Source organism: Algoriphagus locisalis, from assembly GCF_900116615.1.
Classification (GTDB): Bacteria; Bacteroidota; Bacteroidia; order Cytophagales; family Cyclobacteriaceae; genus Algoriphagus; species Algoriphagus locisalis.
On the sequence record NZ_FPBF01000007.1, the window covers coordinates 277,974 to 299,804 of the forward strand.

Annotated in this window: 15 protein-coding genes; 1 reads left to right on the forward strand and 14 read right to left on the reverse strand. The window is 42.4% G+C overall.

Going from position 1 to position 21,831, the window contains the following annotated elements; all coding sequences use genetic code 11:
- Positions 1-35 precede the first annotated feature (35 nt).
- The 11 genes from BM386_RS19030 to BM386_RS19080 form a co-directional block, all read right to left on the reverse strand.
- On the reverse strand, positions 36-1,931 hold the full coding sequence (locus BM386_RS19030; protein ID WP_170857132.1) for a RagB/SusD family nutrient uptake outer membrane protein: 1,896 nt from the start codon (positions 1,929-1,931) through the stop codon (positions 36-38).
- Positions 1,932-1,944: 13 nt separating this feature from the next.
- Positions 1,945-5,379: a SusC/RagA family TonB-linked outer membrane protein gene (locus BM386_RS19035; protein ID WP_244545566.1), complete on the reverse strand. Its 3,435-nt coding sequence runs from the start codon at positions 5,377-5,379 to the stop codon at positions 1,945-1,947.
- 150 nt (positions 5,380-5,529) lie between these two features.
- Positions 5,530-6,558, reverse strand: a complete 1,029-nt coding sequence (locus tag BM386_RS19040; RefSeq protein ID WP_091697138.1) for a FecR family protein — start codon at positions 6,556-6,558, stop codon at positions 5,530-5,532.
- Positions 6,559-6,581: 23 nt separating this feature from the next.
- The gene (locus BM386_RS19045) at positions 6,582-7,235 is read right to left on the reverse strand and encodes an RNA polymerase sigma factor (protein ID WP_091697140.1); all 654 of its coding nucleotides are present in this window, start codon (positions 7,233-7,235) and stop codon (positions 6,582-6,584) included.
- A 234-nt stretch (positions 7,236-7,469) separates the two neighbouring features.
- Positions 7,470-8,399, reverse strand: coding sequence for an alpha/beta hydrolase (locus BM386_RS19050; RefSeq protein WP_091697141.1), 930 nt, complete (start codon positions 8,397-8,399; stop codon positions 7,470-7,472).
- 233 nt (positions 8,400-8,632) lie between these two features.
- Positions 8,633-9,523, reverse strand: coding sequence for an alpha/beta hydrolase (locus BM386_RS19055; RefSeq protein WP_091697143.1), 891 nt, complete (start codon positions 9,521-9,523; stop codon positions 8,633-8,635).
- 57 nt (positions 9,524-9,580) lie between these two features.
- Positions 9,581-10,411, reverse strand: coding sequence for a sialate O-acetylesterase (locus tag BM386_RS19060; protein ID WP_091697231.1), 831 nt, complete (start codon positions 10,409-10,411; stop codon positions 9,581-9,583).
- A 68-nt stretch (positions 10,412-10,479) separates the two neighbouring features.
- Positions 10,480-11,448 carry a ThuA domain-containing protein gene (locus BM386_RS19065; RefSeq protein ID WP_091697144.1) on the reverse strand — a complete coding sequence of 323 codons (969 nt, stop codon included), beginning with the start codon at positions 11,446-11,448 and terminating at the stop codon, positions 10,480-10,482.
- Positions 11,449-11,514: 66 nt separating this feature from the next.
- Positions 11,515-14,001, reverse strand: a complete 2,487-nt coding sequence (locus tag BM386_RS19070; RefSeq protein WP_091697145.1) for a glycosyl hydrolase family 95 catalytic domain-containing protein — start codon at positions 13,999-14,001, stop codon at positions 11,515-11,517.
- A gap of 186 nt (positions 14,002-14,187) precedes the next feature.
- Positions 14,188-15,198 carry a zinc-binding alcohol dehydrogenase family protein gene (locus tag BM386_RS19075; protein ID WP_091697146.1) on the reverse strand — a complete coding sequence of 337 codons (1,011 nt, stop codon included), beginning with the start codon at positions 15,196-15,198 and terminating at the stop codon, positions 14,188-14,190.
- Entirely contained in the window at positions 15,195-16,241 is a 1,047-nt protein-coding gene (locus BM386_RS19080; protein ID WP_091697233.1) for an aldo/keto reductase, read from the reverse strand. Before BM386_RS19080 ends, BM386_RS19075 begins: the two co-directional genes overlap by 4 nt.
- A 198-nt stretch (positions 16,242-16,439) precedes the next feature.
- Here BM386_RS19080 and BM386_RS19085 point away from each other — a divergent pair, with 198 nt between their 5' ends.
- Positions 16,440-17,453 carry a LacI family DNA-binding transcriptional regulator gene (locus tag BM386_RS19085; RefSeq protein ID WP_091697147.1) on the forward strand — a complete coding sequence of 338 codons (1,014 nt, stop codon included), beginning with the start codon at positions 16,440-16,442 and terminating at the stop codon, positions 17,451-17,453.
- Positions 17,454-17,630: 177 nt separating this feature from the next.
- On the opposite strand, the gene BM386_RS19090 is transcribed toward BM386_RS19085, so the two are convergent.
- The 3 genes from BM386_RS19090 to BM386_RS19105 all read right to left on the reverse strand — a co-directional run bounded on the left by BM386_RS19090 (position 17,631) and on the right by BM386_RS19105 (position 21,754).
- Positions 17,631-19,250 carry an HsdM family class I SAM-dependent methyltransferase gene (locus BM386_RS19090; RefSeq protein ID WP_091697149.1) on the reverse strand — a complete coding sequence of 540 codons (1,620 nt, stop codon included), beginning with the start codon at positions 19,248-19,250 and terminating at the stop codon, positions 17,631-17,633.
- Positions 19,250-20,350, reverse strand: a complete 1,101-nt coding sequence (locus tag BM386_RS19095) for an AccI family restriction endonuclease (RefSeq protein WP_091697151.1) — start codon at positions 20,348-20,350, stop codon at positions 19,250-19,252. Before BM386_RS19095 ends, BM386_RS19090 begins: the two co-directional genes overlap by 1 nt.
- 933 nt (positions 20,351-21,283) lie before the next feature.
- Entirely contained in the window at positions 21,284-21,754 is a 471-nt protein-coding gene (locus BM386_RS19105; protein ID WP_091697154.1) for a hypothetical protein, read from the reverse strand.
- Between the last annotated feature and the right edge of the window lie 77 nt (positions 21,755-21,831).

The window sequence follows — 21,831 nt, forward strand, 5'->3', positions numbered from 1 at the left end:
TTCATTAGACGATGAACAGATAAACATCATTAGGCTTACCATCCTGGGTTTTGAGACAACTCAGGATACAAGGAAACATCCGATACCTTCAGAGGTAGCCAATAATGTTTCTCCGTGAAAGGACGCCGCAGAATCTCAACTTCTCTGATGTTGGCAACACGGTTTTCGGTAGGATCATCTGTGTTGAAGTCTCCTACTCTATCCAGCTCCACAGAAGTTTTGACTGTATATGGCTCTTCGATCAAAAGCATCCATCTACGAAGATCAGTGAATCTGTGTCTCTCGAAAGCCAACTCAACTGCGCGTTCTCTTCTAAGCTCAGGCAAGAAATCCTCTACAGATCCTGTAAACTTGCTATGAACCTGCGCCATGCCTGCTCTGTCTCGAATTACATTTACTGCATCAATCGCAGTCTTGCTAAACGTAGCACTTGGAGCATTTGGGGAGTTGTACCCTGTAGCAGCAGCTTCAGCATACATCAAATAGATGTCTGCCACTCTCATGTAAGGGACATTGATATGAAGCGAAGTACCCCAGTCATATGCATTGTCATACAAATTGGCTCTAAGCGGCACAAATTTTCTGCTCATATACCCCGTACGGCTTCCGTTGCTAAGATTTCTGTAGCTCCCGCCTGTAAAGAGATTAGCATATCTGTTTGCTTCCTGGGATTGATCAGGGATAGAACCTTGAATTACCTGCACTCCATCGTAAGTGATATCGCTGTAGAATCTAGGGTCTCTACCTTTCCAAGGATAATTTGGATCGTAGCCAGACTCAGGATCAGCCTTGGTGATATCATCAGGAAGCGGAAGGCCATTTGCCATACCGTAGTTGGCATGCACATAATTTGCCGTAGGCATAAACATGGTCGCATCACCCTGACTGATCAGCAAAGGCATAAACTGCTTAGAAATCTGATAGTTACTACCATTAGCTCCAGTAGTGGGAGCTCTAAACATCGCCTCAGTTCCTCCAGGCATTGCCCAGTTTTGTCCTGTGGTGTAGAACAAATTGGATTTCTGCGCAAAAGGCATCAAGGAATAGATAGTCTGTCCAGTTTCTATAAGCTGAAGCAATTCTCCAAAAACATCAGCAGCACGCTTGCTATAGGCAGCATCGTATGTTCTGCTACCCGTTTCAGTATAGTTCATCAGCGGACTAGCAGCCCAAAGCAAATTTTTACCCAGGTAACCCAAAGCCATAGCTTTGTTGATTCTCATGGTGTTTTTACCTATGGTATTTCTACCTGCTACCGTATTATCCCAGTTAAGTGGCAGTAGATCCGCTGCTCTTCGTAGATCTTCAGCCACTCTATTTGCAGATTCTCTATAAGAAAGACGTGGTAAACGCAGTTGCTCATCGCTAGGCAATACATAATCTATGTATGGCAATCCACCGAAATACTGGATCAACTGAAAATGAAACCATCCTCTGAAAAACAATAATTGTCCTTCTATCAATCTACGTTCTTCGTCAGTAGCATCTGTAAGTCTGTGAAGGTTTTCCAGACCCAGATTTGCTTTACGAATTCCTCTCCAAGCAAGAGGCCATAATGCTTTTTGATGGTGTCCACCAGTGGTAGATGCGTTGCCTTTGTCAAACCAGCCAACGCCGCCTCCTTGCTCAGCTTGCCAAGCCCAGAAGTTACCCCGGTCGAAATTGTAGGACACTGTGAAAGTTCCTGCGGTGGATTCGATTTCATCTTCTCCAAAGTTCCACGCACTTACCCAATAAGCTAAAGTGAAATTTGGAACAGCATGATAAAGCTCTTCTGTGAATCCTTGGAAGTTATTGAAATTCTGGAAAGCCGTTTCTTCAGAAATGATTGAATCCGGGGTTCTTTCTAAATAGTCTTCACAAGAGGACGCAGATAGAAATACAGCTACCATGAATCCACTCTTTATGATGTTCTTTATGTAGTTCTTCATTTGCATTGCTAGATTAGAATGAAACATTTATCCCAAGATTGATTCTTCGTACTGTAGGATAAGCGCCCGCCCATCCTGCAGAGGAGAAATTAGACTCACGGTCATCCGGCATATCCGTCCATAGGAGGAGGTTGTTACCATTTGCGTAAAGTCTCAGAGTTTCTACTCCTATACTTCTTACCCAATTGCCATTGAACAGGTAAGCTATTTCAGCATTTTTCAGTCTTAGGTAAGACCCGTCATACAGGTACCGTTGGCCATTGCTGTAGCCAGGCATAAGTGCTCCCCATCTAGGCATAGGAGAATCAGGATTGACATTATCCTCGGACCAGTAAGAACCCTCTTCATATACTCTATTAAGACGGTTGTTCAAACTGCTAAGCGGTACATCTCTAGTGACATTGTTTACACCATAGAACTGTACATAAAGGCTCAAACCTTTCCATTCTACACCCAGATTAGTACTGAAGGTATTTTCAGGTACACCTGAAAAACCAAATGGCGCAGCATCAAAAGAATCGATTACTCCATCTCCATTGAAATCAAGAATCTGTAGCCCTCCAGGTAGTTTGAACTGGTCATTTGCATTATGAGGAGTACTTCCATATACTTCATCCCAAGAGCTGTAGTAGCCATTGCTGATGTGAGTACGGTACTGTCCTAGTTGGTATCCTTCATCTTTTTGGTAAGCAACCTGAAGTTCAGGATCGTCACGCTCGATCACGACGTTTGCCGCATGAGTCATAGAAACGTCACCCCAAATTCTGATTTGGTTTTCGAAGGTATGACTAGCTCCTACTGTGAATTCAAAACCCTTGGTGATCACTCTACCCAAATTAGCAGCAGGTGCTGTAGTTCCATAATAACTTGGGATAGAACGGTCACCGGACATCAGGATATCCTTTCGGTCATCTTTGAAGTATTCAAAGTTACCATTGATTTTGCCGTTGAAAATATCGAACTCCAAACCAATGTTGGTTTTGTAAACAGTCTCCCATTGTACCTCAGGGTTACCCACCGAAGTCTGGCTGTACCAAGTATAAGGGCTATACTCTCCCCCTTCACCTACGATACCTAGCTGTGAGCTATTACCATAACTCCATTGATCCATAAATAGGAATCTACCTCCGATATTATCATCTCCTACTTCACCGTAACTCGCTCTTACTTTAAGGAAATCAATGAAAGAAAGTGATTTCATGAAATTTTCTTCTGAAATAACCCATCCAATACCTCCGGATGAGAAGAAAGCGTATCGGTACTCCGGAGCGAATTTCTCAGAACCGTTATAAGCGCCACTGTAATCGATCAGGTACTTGTTTTTGTAATCGTAATTGGCACGGAAAACCCAGTCTTCACGATAGGCTGGAATCACATTTCCTACTGCATCCTCTTGACGGCTCATCAGTCCCATTAGAGAGTAATGATGATCCTGGCCTACGCTACCGGCGTAATTCAATTGGAATTGATAATACAATCTTCGTTGCGCGCCTCCTACAGAGCCATTAGCTGTACCCCAGGTAACTGCCTCGCGGAAGTCAAATCTACTGTTGGCATCCACGATATCATCGTATCTGTGAATTCCCGTCTCTGGATCCACCCATTTCTGGAATGGTGTATTGTACAAGTCATTTACACCTCGGTTTGATTCTGTAAAAGAATTATCTACCGCTAGGGTACCTCTGAAATTCAAACCTTTTAAGATCATTCCCAGATCCTGGTTCAAAACAAAATTTGTTGAAAGCTGCGTGGTGGTCAGGTATTGAAGTCCACTCACTGCAAGGATTCTCACGGAGTTTTCTGCCGCTACATCATCCGGAGCATATACTCCCCATGCGCCATCGGCATAAACAGGCATAAATGCATCTGGTGGATTTGCATAGGCCGCACTCCAGAAGCTATTGGAATTACCTCCACCCCAAGGGGTTTTTCTTACACCATAGGATCCTCCAAGGTTTACCTGAAGCTTGGTACTGGAAGTCAACTGGAAATCCAGGTTACTACGGAAATTTAGTCTGTTATAATTATAACCTGGTTCGTAACCTCTGTTGTTATCAAAATCTCTGAATAAATCCCCTTCATTCTGATAATCTATGCTCGCAAAATACTGGGTGAATTTGGTACCACCACGTATTCCAATATTGGCATTATAGGCCATTGCATAATCTTTGAAAAGCGTTTCCTGCCAGTCAACATTTGGATAGCGCTCTGCTTCCTGCCAATCAGCTGGGTTTCTGTATTTATCGCGGATGGCGTAAGGAATGTAATCTGACCATCCTACAGGGTTTGAAGAAAGTTCGTTTTCGATTGCTCTGTTACGAACTCCTATAGCACTGTAAGCATCGTATTTACCAGGAAGCTTAGATACCACTTTCATGGTAGAGTTCACATTTGCAGTGATCTGAGCTTTTCCCTCTCTACCTCTTTTAGTGGTGACGATGATTACACCGTTTGCACCTCTGGATCCAAAAACGGCTGTTGCTGAGGCATCTTTCAACACAGAAATAGACTCCACCGAAGCGATGTCCATCGTATTGAAGAATTCTGGTCGCTCCACCCCATCTACCAAGATAAGCGGCGAGTTTCCATTCCAGCTATTCTGACCTCTGATCACAATCTGAGGGTTTTCACCGCCCGGCACACCTGTACTGGCGGTGGTGATTACCCCTGGCAAGTTACCGGTAAGTGCAGATCCTACATTGGAAATACCACCAGTACGCTTTAGGACTTCACCACTCGTCTGGGCTACTGCTCCTACGATGGTTTCCTTTTTCTGCTCGGCGTAGCCAACGACTATTACCTCTTCCAGACTGGTAAGGTCTTCTTCAAGTGTAATGTTGATTACTGCTTGGTTAGCAACAACCACTTCTTTTTCTACAAAGCCTATAAAGCTAAACACAAGAGTCTCACCCTCATTCACACTAATGGTGTATTCACCATCAAGGTTAGTAGTGGTTCCTCTTGTCGTATTCTTTATCCGGACAGTAACGCCTGGCAAAGCTAGACCTGTGTAATCCAAGACCTGCCCAGTAATCTCTACGATAGCGGGAGGTATTACCTCTTCGGCAGGTTTTGGCTTTTTAGGCCCATTAGTGATGTGAATATTGTCATCCACTTGCACAAATTTCAAATTTGTCTGGCTGGATATTTCGAGTAATACTTCCGACAAGGGAGTGTTACTTTTTGACAGATTCACCTTTAGCTCATTCACCGGCACCTTCGCTTTGTTGTAGGTGAATTGAAAACCGCTTTGGGCTTCTAGTTCGGTGATGACTTTATCTAGTGTACTTCCATTAAACTTGACTGTGACACTTACTTCGGCGAGCCCTTTTAATTGGGCATGACCTGTATTTGCCATCAGTACTGCTGTGAAAAACAGCTGAAAAAGGAACGCACACATAAAATATTTGGAAAGCATAATGATTTTCCTAAGTATTGATTTTTCCATACTTTTGTTTAAGATTTTAAGTGTAGTACTTGAGATTTAGCCTTTGTTTAATTTGACGATTGGCACAAAGGCTTTAGGCAGAAAAGCATTCGCTCTTCTGCCTATTTTTTCAGCTGCTGTTAGTGTAGAATTTTTCCATGGTTTGTAGATTTATGGGTTTGAAATTGTAATTGATTTATTATTGATTTTGTATTGAAAATCAGAAGAAATACTAATTCCCTCTAATACCTGATTCAAGGGTTTGTTGTGATATTGACCAGAGTATGACCAGTCTTTATCCACTTTTAAAGTGCTTTCTATAGTCACCCCAAACCACTCCTCCAGTTTCTCGATCACCTCCGGATAGCTGTCATCTTTAAAAATCAGGTACTGCTCTCTCCAACCAAATACTTCCAGAGGATCATACGCACCTTTGGATACTTCACCATTTTTGCGTTTGATCAACATTTCATTTGGAAGCACGGTAATTATCCCACCGGTTGAATCTGCCACCTCTACTTTTCCTTCTACCAAAGCGAGTTCAAAATCCTCCTCATTTTTCAGGTTGAAGGAAGTTCCTAAAACCGTCACTTGACTATTGTCTATCTCGATAATAAAAGGCCTGTTAGGGTCAGTCTTCACATCAAAAAATGCTTCGCCCTTCATTCGTACGGTTCTTTTCTCCCCATCAAAACTCTGGGGATATTCTATACTACTAGCCGCGTTGAGATGAACTCGTGTACCGTCTGGTAATTGGAATTTGTACTTCTGCCCCGCCGGATTATCAACGGTCAGCCAGGTGGTAACATGTTGATTTTTGGACTCCACCTGGTTTCTCTTATTCAAAACATCTATACCATAGACAGTAGAAAAGACCAGAAATAAAATGGCTGCTGTTTTGTGCCAACCACTCCATTGAAAATGACTACCATCTGCCCGTTGTTGATGACTCTTCTCCACGATGTCCTCATAAAGATCCATGTAAGCCTGATCAGAAAGCACATACCTTTCTTTATAATCGATCATGGCAATAATCTCTTTGGACTTCTGGAGAATCGGTCTTCTTTCTGGATTATTTTCGATCCATTTGAGCCAAAAGTGGTTTGTCTCTTCTCCAGGATTTTTCACCCACTGAATAAAAAATTCATCGTTCAAAAAATCCTCTATCTCAAAATCTATGTATTTATATTTTTCGTCCATGGTAGTGGCAGGAAGCGCGCTGGCTAGGCTTTCTCAACTTCAAATATTTCTTTTAACTTCTCCATGGCTCTGTAAACCAAGGTTCGGGCTGTTTTAACCTCGCTGAAATTCATCACTTCAGCTATTTCCTTATAGGAAAGCTCTTCTTGGTAGAGCATGATAATAGCTTGTCTTTGTCTGGTTGAAAGCTTGTTCAGCGCCTTCGCTATTTCAGCTTTCTTCTCTAAAGCAAACTCTTCGTCTATTAGCTTGGTCTCGTGAGAGGTCTCTATACAAAAAATGCTCTCCTCGTTATCTATGGATATCAGATCAGCATTTAGTTTTTTCTCTTTTTTGAGAAACTTGAAAAGTTCTCGATGGAAAACAGTAAACAAGTATCCTTTGATTCGTTGTACGTCTCCAAGTTTAGCTTGATTTTTACGCAGATCTATAAACATTTTCTGAAGACAATCTCTGATTATTTCCTCTTGCTTACAGATTTGCATTCCATAATTAAATAAGTCTGCTACATACTTTCTGTAGATGTAATTAAATGCAGCTTCATCTCCACTTTTGAAAGATGCCCAGACCTCTCGGTCTGATTTTTCAGTATATACAATCATCACCTGACTATGCTGCATGTATAGCATAGCTGAAGATTCAGTGGTTTCAATAGGTTTATTCTGGGTTTTTTTCATTTGAACAGGAAGGTATCTCCACTCTTCACTTATAAAGAGTGTTTTTGGAGGTCAAACAACCTCAAAATTTTAAATTATTTTTTTTCATACATGAAAAAATCTTTCATGCACGGCTTTTACACCTTAAAACCGAATAATAGACCTCTGTGGCAGAATATTATTCTGCCACAGAGAATTACTAGTAAATGGCCTTTTTTTAAGAAGTAAAAAAGAAACGTGGAGCTCTCAGGGAATTCAGTCTGCTTCCAGAAATTCATTGACATCCAGCCAGTGAATGAAGGCATCAAACCAGCGATTACTGGTACGACCGGGATTGCCCAGGCCAAAGCCATGTCCACCGTTTTGGTAAAGGTGAAACTCCACAGGAATACCTGCCTTGTACCAGGAATCGATCACACCAAATTGCCCTCTAAAAAGAAAATCATCCGTGGCAATGACGTTGAACATGGGCGGTGCATCTTTTGGAACCTCCACCGGTCCCATGCCTCCGTAGATCGGGCCGATAAAAGCCAGTTTCATGGTTTTGGAATTCAATGTACTGTGCATGGTCAAGCCTGCACCGGCAGAAAAGCCGATCATTCCTAACCTATCCATATCAACACCCCACTCTTCTGCTCTATCCTTGATCATCGCATAGGCAGCCTCAGCATCTTCCAGTTGATCCGAGAGATCAAAGGGAGCTGGAGCTGGTCGGGCCGGAGCATTCGATGAACCAGACGCAGGCGCTGGTGGTGGCGATAAAGTCTGGTTCATAGATTCTTTAAAACCATCCAAGGACTCAGGAGTTGGACGAAGTCGGTATTTCAAAACAAAGGCAGCTATCCCCTGATCGGCAAGTGCCTGTGCCACTTCCCAGCCTTCATTTTTCAAAGAAAGCCATCTAAAACCGCCACCCGGGGCGACAAGAACCGCTGCTCCTGTCGCCTTGCCTGGTTCAGGTAAAAATGGAGTAAGTGTAGCAGTAGTAATATTTCGTGCCATTGGATCACCCCACTGCTTAAACCAAGTTTCAGAAGCTGGTTGATTTTCAACTCCACCTGTTCCCAGCAAAATTGCATTGGGTTCATCTGGAGTTTCCAGTGGATAAATGGTACCGTCCTGAGCCATTGCGAAGGAGGCGATTAAGAGGCATGATGCCAGAATTGAGGTTTTTAATAGGTTCATGTTATTATGGGTTTTGTTAATTGTTTATATGATTCTCGCAATCTTTCCAGTAGACATATTTTCTTTGATGAACTGGCTGGAAGACCGATGACGGATGACCGAAGTAGCCTCAATGCAAGTGTTGACCAAATCCTATAATGCTTTAGTCTCTTAACTGGCAGAAAAACAGATATAGAAATATATCAATCTCTCACATCGTTAATCTTCTCTTAATTTGTACTCAAAGAGTTACTTTATTTAACCGTTGTAATATCCAGCGGACTGTATTGGTCGAACTTAGATTCATCTACAGGTTTGAAAAGAAGCTGAGAGAACATGTAAAGTCCATTTTTCCATACTTTGAAATCATGCCCGCCAGTCTCCAGATAATAAATATGCGGCACATCATTATCTGCCAAATACTCATGGGTACGGGAAGAGAACCTCAGCAATCCATCGGCATCACCACAGGAAATCCACAGAAGTTTTAACATGTCCTTGGCTTTCTCAGGATCTGGTACCAAGACTTGTGGCTCCTTCGTATTTGGAGCAGAAGAAAACCCTCCTACCCAAGCAAACTTATCCAAGTTGCCCAAGCCGAAATTCAGTGATTGTCCACCACCCATAGAAAGTCCGGCAATGGCTCTATTTTCCCTGTCAGTCAATACAGGAAACTCCTTTTCAATAAATGGAATCAAATCATTCAGCAGATCCTGCTCAAAAGTCGCAAAGGCCTGCACCTTGTCCGGCGCCATCACATTTCCTCCAGCGCTATCGTCTTTCATTGCCCTGCCATTTGGCATGACGACGATCATAGGCTCCAGCTTTCCATCCGCATAGAGGTTATCCAAAATCACCTCTGGATGTCCACCGTTTAGCCACTCTTTTTCATCGCCACCAATGCCGTGAAGCAGGTAAAGCACGGGGTATTTTTCATTTTCAGAAAAGCCCGGTGGAGTGTAAACCGTGGCTTTTCTGTCATTTCCTACCGTTTTTGAGTTGTAGGTAATGGTCTGGATTTCCCCGTGGGAAATTCCATCTCTAGTTTGGTCAAAGCCAGCCGGGGCTTCTTTTTCCAGATCCTGAGCATGGAGTTGCCCGACAAATAGAAACAATAGGAGTAATAGGTTTTTTGAGCGGTTCATATAGGTTTTGGTTAGGTTATTTTTTGGGTTAAACTAATTGGTCACTAGGCTTTAGGCTTATTCTTTCATCAGCAGCGCTGCCATTTGTTCTCCATAGCGGGACCCGAGTAAGCGATACCCCGCAGCTGAGAAATGAAGTCCATCAGCAATCGCTTCGCAATCTGCTGAGGAAATTACATAAGAATTAGGAATTACATCTGGAAGGGTGGCAATGATTGGATTCATGCTGGCGCACTTTCCTCCCTGCTCAGCACTCACCAGTTCACCCGCCAAAAGCGGTACTGAATCAGGAGCCAAGCCAAGGTCACTAAGCAGATTATCGTAAACGCCTTCTACTTTCTTTGGCCAGGATTTGTCTCCAGTATTGGATTCTCCCTGATGCAGTAAAATGCCTTTGATCACCCCATCTTTCTGGGCAATCTTTGCTAGCTCTAGCAATCTTCCATAGGGATTGCCATCGTATTGGGCAATCATTCCTTTCATCCATCCGGGAGCCGTTTCCACATAGGATTCATAACTATCTTTCTCGAAAAGCTCGATTTTACACCCACCAACAGACACATTGATGATTCCGATTTTGATGCTGTCAGGTAGACTTTCAGCCAAAGTTTTTCCAAAATAATCCCCTGGCGTTAGGCCGGTATTGCATCTACTAAGTGGTGGGATGGCTGTATACCAGTTGCCCATTATTCTGTCTAAATCCGGACAATCCACTGCCTGCAACACTTTAAATCGCTCATTTGCCACTGTGTCCTGAGGTTCAGGCTTGGAATGGCCTTCCATGTTGGACTGGCCGAAGCTGAGGAAAATGTAAAAGTTAGGGTCTTGGGCAAAGCTGCTCGCCGTAAAAAACATAGTCAAGAAACTCGCTGAAAACAGCTTAAGCATTGATTTCACCCAAAAATTGGAATGAATAGAAGGTCTAGGGTTTATCATAGTTTGGTTTTTAAAAGACATTATTCATTTTTGTGTACACCTATCATTTCGGTTGGACGAAGGCTGGAATTCTCACTCGTAGGAAAGTCAACCGGCACAGGATAAGTTACCTTTCCGCTGGCCAACCACTCAGCTGCCCGGATCACAGTAGTCTGAAATCCCGCACACCTATAAGCCGGCGGATAGGTTTCCCCTCTCCAAAGATGTCCCATACTGGAATTATAGACATTCCCCCTTCCATACTTAATTACCCATTCCACAGGCCAAGTTTTCTTAGTGTCGGTGCTATCAAAAGCATAGGAAAGCACCCTCAGATTCTCAGCGGTACCGCGTGGAAAACTGTAAACTTCAGTGTTAACTGTCTTCCATGATGCTGGATATCCCTCGTTAATCGGATGAGGGTTCAGAATTTGGATGAGCGCGTCAAATCTATCGCCATGACTCGTTCCCTTTCCTTCTCCTTTAGGATGTCTGATCAGCTGTTCTTGATCATTTACTTCCAGAGCAATTCCTGCATCTGCCGAGCGCCAACCCAAGCCGATCATTTTATCGTATTCCTGCCAATCCGGAAATGCATTATTGGCAGAGTGAAGAATATACAGACGGCCGCCCTGCTTCACATAGGCTTCCAAACTCTTCTTTGCCGCATCAGGCCAGTTTAATTTCAGATTCTGGATATTATTAGTGTTTTGAATTACTACAGCAAAGTCTTCAAAATCTGCATTCCATTTCTGCCTTTCAATACTGTCATTAGGTATGGTAGAAACTTCAACTTCAAACTTCCCACTTCCTTCCAAAATCCATTTAATCACTTTAGTAGTTTGCTTCCAATCATGATTACTGAATCCATCCACGATTAAAGCCTTATGAATTGGTTGGGTTTGGGCAGAAAGATTCTCGCTCATAAAGACACATAAGCCAAAAGCGATCAGCACAGCTAGCCGCCTCAAACTAAGTCTTGATGAATAAGATTCTTTCTTAAAATCCATAGTTTTTACTGCTTACTCAATTCTTTTAAAATCTTTATTTCGTTGAAATACTACCTGTACTTAAACTCATTTTCCTGCAACCAAAGTAATCACCTCTCCCTCAGTGGTCTTGATATCATAAAGCTCCATATCACTAAGGTCCACAGGTACAATCTCAGCCTCCGGAGAAACAATTGGATCGGCAGTCACAGGCACCTGATAGAAAGGATTCGGGTTTTCCCCACTTGCTTGCTTAAGCCCTTTCCCTTTTTCTAACTCCAAACCGTTAGGAACTCTCACGCGTAGATTACCTCCAATCGTAGATTTAATAACCGCTTTTTCAACCTTCCCGTCTTTCCATTTCAGTTCCACTACTTCAAAACCTCCTTTGGCTCTGATTCCCGTAATGCTTCCTTCTTGCCAAACGTCTGGCAAGGCAGGAAGCAAATGAATTTCTCCATTGGCACTCTGAACCAACATCTCGGTAATCCCGGAAGTACAGCCGAAGTTGCCGTCAATCTGGAATGGTGGATGTGCATCAAACAGGTTGTTGTAAGAACCACCTCCTTCGCCACGCTTAGCACTTACAGGAGAAAGCTGATTTTGGATCAGTTTGTAAGCATGATTGCCATCCAGCATTCTTGCCCACCAGTTCACTTTCCAGCCCATGCTCCAACCAGTGGATACATCTCCACGCTGGATCAAGGTATTTTTGGAAGCAGAATACAATTCCGGGGTACGAAGTGGGGAAATCTGATTTGATGGGAATAGGCCATATAGATGGGAAATATGACGGTGATGATCATTAGGATCGTCAATATCATCCAACCACTCCTGAAGTTGACCGTGTTTTCCTATGTGCATGGGAGGCAATTTATCACGCATTGTTCTGAGTGAGTCTGCGAAAGATTCATCTTTACCGAGCATCTCCGAAGCCTGAATGACTGCACTGAAGGCATCAAAAACCAATTGATTGTCCATCGTGGTACCTGCATCCAAAGAAGAACCATCGTGTGCAGCAGGTGCATTTTCAGGGGAAGTACCCGGATTGACTACCAACCAAGGTTTGTCTGGATGCTCCACCAAGAAATCCACATAGAACATTGCTGCACCTTTTAGAATTGGATAGATGGACTTCAGATATTCCTTATCACCGCTGTATTGGAAGTGATCCCAAAGATGCTGGCTGGTCCAGGCTCCTCCTCCACTCCAGATTCCCCAGAATATCGCATCTACTGGCCCTGTGATTCTCCATATATCGGTGTTATGATGAGCCATCCAACCCCTCGCACCATACATGACGCGGGCTGTTTCTTCGCCTGCCTCAGCCATCTCAGAAACCATTTTTAGGAAAGGCTCATGAAGCTCAGCCAGATTTGTTTTCTCTGCCGGCCAGTAGTTCATCTGCGCATTGATATTGATGGTGTATTTGCTGTCCCATGGCGGTGACATTTCTTTGTTCCAAATCCCCTGCAGGTTTGCCGGTTGTCCCCCAGGCTGTGAAGAGGAAATGAGCAAATACCTTCCATATTGATAATAGAGCGTAACCAACTGAGGATCATCTCCTGTCTTAAAACTCTTTAAGCGCTCATCAGTAGGGAGTTTAGAAGCTTCTGTCTCACCCAAATCAAGACTTACGCGATTAAAGTACTTCTGATAGTCTATTAGATTTGTCTTCAATAAGTCATCAAATGATTTGGTTGCAGCTTTTGCCATAAATGCCTGAGCTCGGGCATTTTCATCTCCAGAGAGATCCAGGTAATTATTAAAGTTGGTAGCAATGGCAATATAAATCGTCGCTGCGTCTGCGTCTTTTACCGTGATAGAAGAATCGGAAGAAGTTAGCGTCCCTCCCTGATTTTTGGTTTTTGTAAGGCTTTTGAATTTCACCAAGCCTTTTACTCCTTCATGATCTGTCGTAGTGCCGGAAATAGTCAATTCCTTTACTGAATTAAGGGCAACCGTAGCATTCGGCTGAGGAGTAGCCATGGATGCTGTGAAAGAAATCATCCCAGGCTTGCTGGCAGTAAGATGTACAGCAATGACATTGTCAGCGAAAGAAGCGATGGCTTCCCGGGTATAAGTTACGCCGTCAACTTTATAGCTCACTTTGGAAATCGCCCGCTCTATATCCAATTCCCTGCGATAATCTGTAAAAGCAGCATGTCCTTCAAAAGCGATCTTTAGGTCTCCCACAGGCTGAAACTTCTGCCCATGTGACTTTTTGCTTTGTATGGTTTTTGCGGCTAGCTGTTCTGCTTCCTTTTGTTTTCCTTCGAAAATCAATCTTCTGACTTCCGGCAAGGCTGCCAAAGCATCCGGGTTATCATTCCTGTTTGGACCACCGGACCAAACGGTATGCTCGTTAAGCTGAATCAGCTCATTTTCCACATTCCCATAGATCATTGCTCCCAATCTGCCATTTCCTATCGGCAAGGCATCTGTCCAAACATCGGCAGCCGGCTGCTTGTACCAAAGCGTAAGAGGAGAGCTTTCCTGAGCTTTTGTCTTTAAGGAAAAAGCTATAAAAAGCAGGACAAAAAAGGTTCTTAAACAATATTGATTATTAAGCATTTTGGGTGGTTATTATTATTCAATTCTATTTTATATAAATCCTCATTTCTACCTGTAAGGATACAAAAGCAATACAGACCTTATTAACACTAATATTTAAGCTGCTTCCGTCTCCTGTCTCCGGTCTTCCGTCTCTTGTCTTCCTTCTCCTGTCTCCCGTCTCCTGTCTCCTGTCTTCCGTCTCCTCTACACTTCCACCAAAGCCTTAATCACTCCGGTTTCAGGTTCCAGCCAGGATTTAAAATCTTCCTTCACCTTTGCGAAGGGTACACTATGCGTGATGTAGCGATCTAAGGAAACCTGCCCTGAGGCAAGAGCTTCCAACACCAAATCAAAGTCCGCTCTAGTGGCATTTCTGCTACTCATCAGCGTTGCTTCCCGCTTATGAAATTCGGGATGGGAAAAGGCAATATCCCCTTTCTGCAAGCCCACCAACACATAATTCCCTCCATGAGCGATGTATTGAAACCCCTGATTGATGGCGATCAAACTTCCGGTAGCATCAATCACCGAGTCACAAAAATCCCCGTTTGTGATCTCCTGAATGACTTTATGAGCATTGATATCTGCTTTCACCACATGCGGGATACCCCACACCTCCCGGCAAAACTCCAGTCTTTGCTCATTGATATCCATCGCGATCACGGTAGCTCCGGCAATCCTTGCAAATTCCATCACTCCCAATCCTATAGGGCCAGCTCCGATCACCAGCACAAACTGCCCCGACTTTACTCCTGCTCTTCGCACCCCATGTGCTCCTATGGCCAAAGGTTCAGCCATCGCCAGCTGCTCCAGGCTGAGCCCTTCCTTTTTCACCAAAGAAGAAATCGGCAAGGCAACAAACTCCCGCATTCCTCCGTCCTCATGCACACCGAAAACGCTGATTTTCTGACAGCAATTTGGCTTACCATTTCTGCAGGCAACGCAGATTCCGCAGTTGAAATAAGGAATGACAGTTACTAAATCACCTATGGAAAACTCTTCGTTTTCTCCGATTTCCACGATTTCACCGGCCAACTCATGCCCTAGAATCCTTGGGTAGGAGAAAAAGGGCTGGGTGCCTTCAAAGGCATGAAGATCTGTGCCGCAAATGCCAATTCTCTTGATTTTGACAATAGCCCGACCTTCGGAAAGCTGAGGCATTTCTCCGACTTGGTATTCAAATTCTCCCGGCGAGGTACAGCTTAGGATGTTCATTCTATTTTATTCAAATTAAATTCCGATAGATAATCTGCGATGATCCCTTGCTCCTTTAAAAGATCCCAAAAGGAATCTGGAATCAGGGTTTCGCAATAGGATGCATTTGCCTGAATGCGGTGCGTGGAAGTGGAATTCAGCGCCAGGGAACTGACTCCCGGCAGCTGTAGGGCAAACTGTATGCAGGCATGGGCAGGGATGACGGCCTGCGCTTCGCAAAGGGTAAAGAATTTATTTCTCCACTTATACAGCTGACTAAAGGCAGGATCGGTAGGGCTCATTTTCTGATAATCAAAATGATCACCACCCACCAAAAATCCTGAATGGAAAACAGCAGAATTGATAATTCCTACCCCATTCTTTTCCAATAACCTCATAAAATCAAACAGCTCCTTTGGATGCTGGTAGATGGTCATGCTGTTGGCTATCATCACCCAGTCAAGTGGGTAATGCTGATAGATTTCCTGGATCACTTTCCAGTTTTTGGAGCCTACACCGATGGCTTTCACCTTCCCGGCTTGCTTCAGCTCATCCAAGGCCGCATAGCCCTCCAATATATCCGCAAATCGCTTTTCATAGTCTTTTGGCGAAGCTGCCTGATCCAGATACTCATCCGGATCATGGATGGAGACCAACTGACTTTCGTAGCCTCTCAGCAGGGAATTCCCCTCTTCAAAGCAATTCAATATCCCTCTGTAGCTGATATCCTGCACCGCATCATAGTCCAGTTCTTTCCAGACATTCCGCTCAAACGTAGGCTCAGTACCCAGCAAAGGCGTACGCTTCCATCCCAGTTTATTGCTGATCAGCACCTTGTCATTTGGCACCTGCAAATCATTCAATGCCTGACCCAAGGCTTCCAGAGCCATTCCAGCCCCGTATTTTCCAGCCGTATCGAAGACAACCCCGCTGGGGAAGCATTCCATAGCGCCCAAGACCAACTCCAGCTTTTGCCCATAAGGCTTGGCCTCATAGAGATTGCCCAGCGCGCTGGTTCCTATGATCATGGATGATACTGATATGCCGGATTGTCCTAACTCCATATTCGAAAATGCTTCAAGCAAATGTTTGATGCGGGATTTTTTGGGGAAAAACCCATTTTCCCAAATCAACTAACCAATATCATAAATATGATAAAGACTATGTTGGTCAAACGTTTGACCTGCCTGTGGAAGCTTCTAACTAAAAGCTACCCGGTTTTCATGCATTTATCCTAAATTGGGCTTACCAAGAAGCCCAAAATGAAAAAGAAAAGAATCAGCATCACCGATATTGCCCAAGCGCTGCAAGTGACTCCCTCCACAGTTTCCCGGGCGCTGAATGGCGGTGGCAAGGTCTCTGAGAAAAAGCGGCAGGAGATTATTTCCCTCGCCAAAAAACTGGGCTACAGACCAAATCCCATCGCGAAGAGTCTGCTGGAAAACCGAACGAATACCATAGGATTGATCCTTCCGGAATTTACGCATCACTTTTATAGCCGGGTATTGGCAGGGATAGAGAGTGTGACCTCCCAAGCTGGCTATCAGCTGCTGATCTGTACCTCCAATGAAAACCAGAATCAGGAAATCAAATCCACGCTCACGCTACTGGATGCCCGGGTAGATGGGATTCTGGCTACGATCTCCAAGATGAATGACAAGTTTGAGCATATACAGGAAGTGATGGACAGTGGCACGCCGCTGGTGCTGGTGGATCGATTTTCGGAGGAAATAGAAACTCCCTACGTGATCTCGGATGATTTCAAGGGCGCTTTTTCTGCAGTGGATTACCTGTGCCAAATCGGGTGTAAAAACATCCTGCATATCAAAGGTCCTGATAACCTTTCTACTACGTTCAACCGATTTATGGGCTATAAGGAAGCACTGCGCAAGCATGAAATCGAAGTAAAAGAGGAACTGGTTCTGGAGAGTTCTGATCCCAAGCTGGTGGAAAAGATCCGCTTCTGCCTGGGTGATTTGCATGCGGATGGAGCGTTCACCTATAGTGATTACCTGGCTTTTGAGATCTATAAACTAGCAGCTGAACTGAAAATCACGATTCCCGAAGAGCTCTCGGTAATCGGCTATGCCGACGAACCTATTTCCACCTACATCAACCCTACCCTTAGCACGGTAAATCAGCAACCCTTTGAAATGGGTGCAATGAGTGCTAACTATCTGCTGAATAAGATCAATGATTCTGCTTCTCCTCTAGAAGCAAGCCGTGTGGACACCAAGCTAATACTACGGGAGTCTTGTAGGAAGATGGATGGGTGAGAGAAAATTTAGATTACAATATACAAGCTGAGGTAATATAATCTATTTAAATTGATACGAGGTTAGTGTTCTTCTTTCACCCTAATTCATTGTCGCTTGTGGTTGGTAACAGAAATATTATTCACCATGTATTGGCTTGTGAATCCCCTAATTCGACTTGGTCATTTATGCAGCTATTTAGCAATGGGAATATTTTGTTTTTAAAATATTGTTTATTTCAGTTAAATAATTCTCAGTAGGAGATTTAATTATTGCAGATTTCCTGTATTTATTATAAAGTTCTAAGATTTTATTTTCAGTTTTTTTGTCAAGCAATGTCAAATCAAGCATCATTGCTTTGTTAAGGTCATTAGGCTCAAATTTTTGTAGTCCGTTACCATACTCCCGTCGATTATCTTCAAATATCTCCCTTGCAATGTTTGTCAAAAGATACGCAAACAAAACGTCAACATTAACATTGTCAAACAAGCTGTTTTGAGCAGGGTAAACACAATGAAATGTTGTCAGATTGGAAATATTTGCTTCATTTCTAATAAATTTTAATCCACTTCTGTTAAAAACAGAAACCCAAATTGGTGATGGAGGACGCTTTTCTAACGAATACCAAGGAGTTCTGCAAGATGTAAGATATTTTTTGTCAACACCAGTTTTTTCTCCAAGTTCAATATACTTCAAAACATTTTCGTCCTTAGAACCGATTGCGTTTAATAAGAATGTTTGTCTATCACTCTTGATTAATGAATGGTAATTGTCTTTCGTGAAAAAATTATCTTTAACATCAATAGCTTTACAAATGCAAGGGAGTAAATATTTTTCTTCAATACCATACTGATTTGCTTTTAACTTAGAAAATGTAAAATAATCATTTGCACCTGTTGCAATACCACGAACAACTTTGGCCACACTAGAGAAAGGAATTAAATTTTTATATCTAATGCCATTTTGCTCTTGGTAATATTTACGCCACTTTACTTCTGGATCAAGTGCTTTGACGCTAAAAGTTGAGCCATCAACGCTGTTTAAAGGATACTCAGAAATGTAAGTTCTAACTAGCTCTAAATCGCTAATTCTTTTAACAGTTGAAAACTTTACTGATTGATTATTTTCATCATTTGAGCATAACAAAATGCATGCAGTTGTTAGAGCATCATCAAAAACATTCTCTTCAAAATCAAAAACGACTATATGTCTTAAAATATTGTTCTTTATTAAAGCCGATTTTACGAGTTTGCCATAATCAGAATTTAAAAACTCTGAAGGTATAATGTAGGCAAGTCTGCCATTTGAGTTTAGCTGGTAAATAGACTTTAACAAAAAAAGTGTGTAAAGATTTGTAAAGCCATTGAGTTTGATCTTTAAGCGATTTTCTATTTCGTTTAAAATTGTTTTGTTGTCATAATCGTGAAACTTAAAATACGGTGGATTGCAAATAACCCCATCATATTTATTGTCCCAATCATTGAACATATAATCCTCTAAATGTAAATTGACATTTGGGGTTTCGCTGAAAATCTCCTTTCCCTCCGCAAATATTTTTTCATCAATATCAAAGCCTTTTATAAACAAATCTGATTTTTTACTAAGTAAGGCTCTTGAAAACACTCCAAGACCAAATGCTGGTTCTAAAACGGTATTTAGTCTTTGATTTCCTAACAACCAATTAGCCATTAAAGATGCCAACTGAAATGGTGTGAAGAATTGAGCAAATTTCTTCCTATGCCCTAATGAAATTAATTTAGAGTAGCTCTTCTCAACTACGTTATCTGTCGCTTTCGATATGTCTTTAACTTCAATCATTAGAATTCATTACTATCTATATCGAGTATGTTAATCAGATTATCGACATCAAGATATGCAGTTCCACCTTTGAAGGTGACATAAAACAAAAGTCTCCCTCTATCCATTTCTTTTCTAACACTTTTATGTATGGGTTCTTCAACTTTTGATGCAATAGGTATTCCTGACTTAGAGTTTATTTTTATTGTGGTTTTGTTTTGATTTTTGGTATCCCTCTCTACCGAGAAGTTTACGCCTTCATTGTTTGAATCCGAGATTATTGATAGTATTTGCTCGAAAGAGATACCATAAACCTTATCAAAGAATACTTGAAAATAAAAATGTGGAACATTGAAAGTTTCAATCCACTTGTAAACAACCTTGATATCTTCAACTTTAGGAGTTATGGAAAGGTAATCTCTCTTTTGAATTTGTTTAATAGCACCCTTTAAAGTCCTGAAATAGTCTTTGAGTTCAGATAGCCTTTCAGACGAGCTCCAGCTCGGAACCCTAAAATCTGTAACCGATAATGTTTTAGGGGTGATACTTTGAAGCAAATCAATATATCCTTGTCTTGAAGGGTGATTTAATTCTTCCTGAAATTCTGCAAGAATTACATCTCTAGCCTGCAAGGCTATTTGACTAAATTTTTCCGTCCTAACTTGCATAGCTTCTTCATATTTGTCTATCAAGAACGCACTTGACCTTACTTCAATCCCTGCTATTGCCATTTTTACATATTCAGTAATTTTGTGGTGAGGTATTTGGCTTAAATCAAACCCTAGGTCTTTTCTGAAGTCTTCTTTTCTGAAAATTAACAAATCAGGTCTTTTTCCAATTGTATCAAGCTCTTCTTGAAAATCTTGATAGAATGTATCAAATCCATCCTCTCCTGCTACTAAGTCATCCGACTTACCATATTTAACCGCTATAAAATTTTTGGACGTTTCGTTAATTGATCTGAACACCAAGTTTTCAGCCCAATCTCCCTGCTCCTTGTTGGTAATGAAATTTGATGATGCTTGAGTAGGTGTTCTTGCAGGGTCTCGTGGAAGCCCAAAGTCCACCAAAGTAGGTGATATTGTTTTAGTTAATTCTCTTATTTTGGCGTAATATGTCATATTTAATTTTTGCTCTACAAAGTTACCTTTTTAACTCTGTTCATTTGTCTGTGAGATGGCACTTAATGGCTCTTTTGGTTTTTCAGCGTTGGCAGTGAGGGGAGAAAAAACCAAATTTGACTCTTTGTGCGGTGGGCTTTTTGTTTGTTCCCCAACCCTTGCATATTTCTTACCCCAATTACCCTCTTCCATCAATATCGCCATCCTCTACAGGTCTTCGGACTTCTACTGATCCCAAATTAATAATTTCGTCTAGGGGAATTGCGATAGAGATAGATTTTTTTTACGTAAGTAGAAATCATCTTCCAGAAAACTGCTGGAAGTTTAAAATTTGACCCAATCGGGGTAATGTGGATGAATGTCGGGTTGCAGGTTACCATGGGTTGCACCCATGGCTATTCAGAAGTTAGATCCTTTCAGGATCATCACTGGAAATTATGCACAATGAAAGTGATAGCAACCAATGAAATGATTATTTGTAAAAGACCACGAAGCGACAGTCCCGATGAGGGAAGCGATTTCGGGATGGTCGAACCTGTCAATAACCACGGGTGGAACCCGTGGAAAAGCCTCAAGATGAGGTGACAAAGCAACCCTGAAAGGGTTGAACATAAAAACATAAACCATCACGCTATTATCTTGAAGCTTCAAGCTCTAAGTATAAACCTTCACCCTATTACCCTGAAGTTTCAACCACCAAGTATAAATTTTCAGCCTATTATCCTGAATGTTCAGGTTCTGAGTATAAAATCTCAACCTATTATCTCAAAATTTCAGGTTATTAACCTGAATATTTACCCTTTTATACTGAACCTTCAGGCTTTTTACCTGAAGATTCAGTAGTCACTCCTGAAGCAAAAAAGCCGGATCCTCTCGAATCCGGCCTGGAGAGGTGATAAGCAACCTCTCAGCATTAAGTTTTAATCAGGTATTTCATTCTTTTGGCGGGGATTTTTTTGGTTTGCGCTCCCAGCGCACCATCAAATCCGCTACTACAGGCTTGGCACTAGGTACACCAAGCTTGACCGCCATCTGCGCTGACTTGTAGTAGGCGGTAGATGGCACCATGACTTCAGAGCCTGCCTCCATCAGTGTATCATCTAGATTGCTACACAGCTGGGATAGCGCATTGAAAACCGGTAATAAATCTGAAATAGCTTTCCAGTCCTTTTGCATCTCCTCCACTGTAGTAAACGGCGGGAGAAATTCAGGATTGGTGACTACATACTCCAGTACTTTCTCCACGAAAGGACGTGAGGCCTCACCCATTTTGAAGAGCGACCTACGCTCCTCATCGGTGAGGGCAATGAGCAATGGACCTAGTTTGGCCTGTAACACAGCAATGGCGTCTTTGATCGCCTGGAGATCTGCCGGAGAGATCTCGATGGAAACTTTGTTTTCCATGTTAAAAATGATTTAAGTGAAAGAAAAATTATATCGTAACTAAATTAACTAAGTAGAATCAAAAAAACAACAGCTTA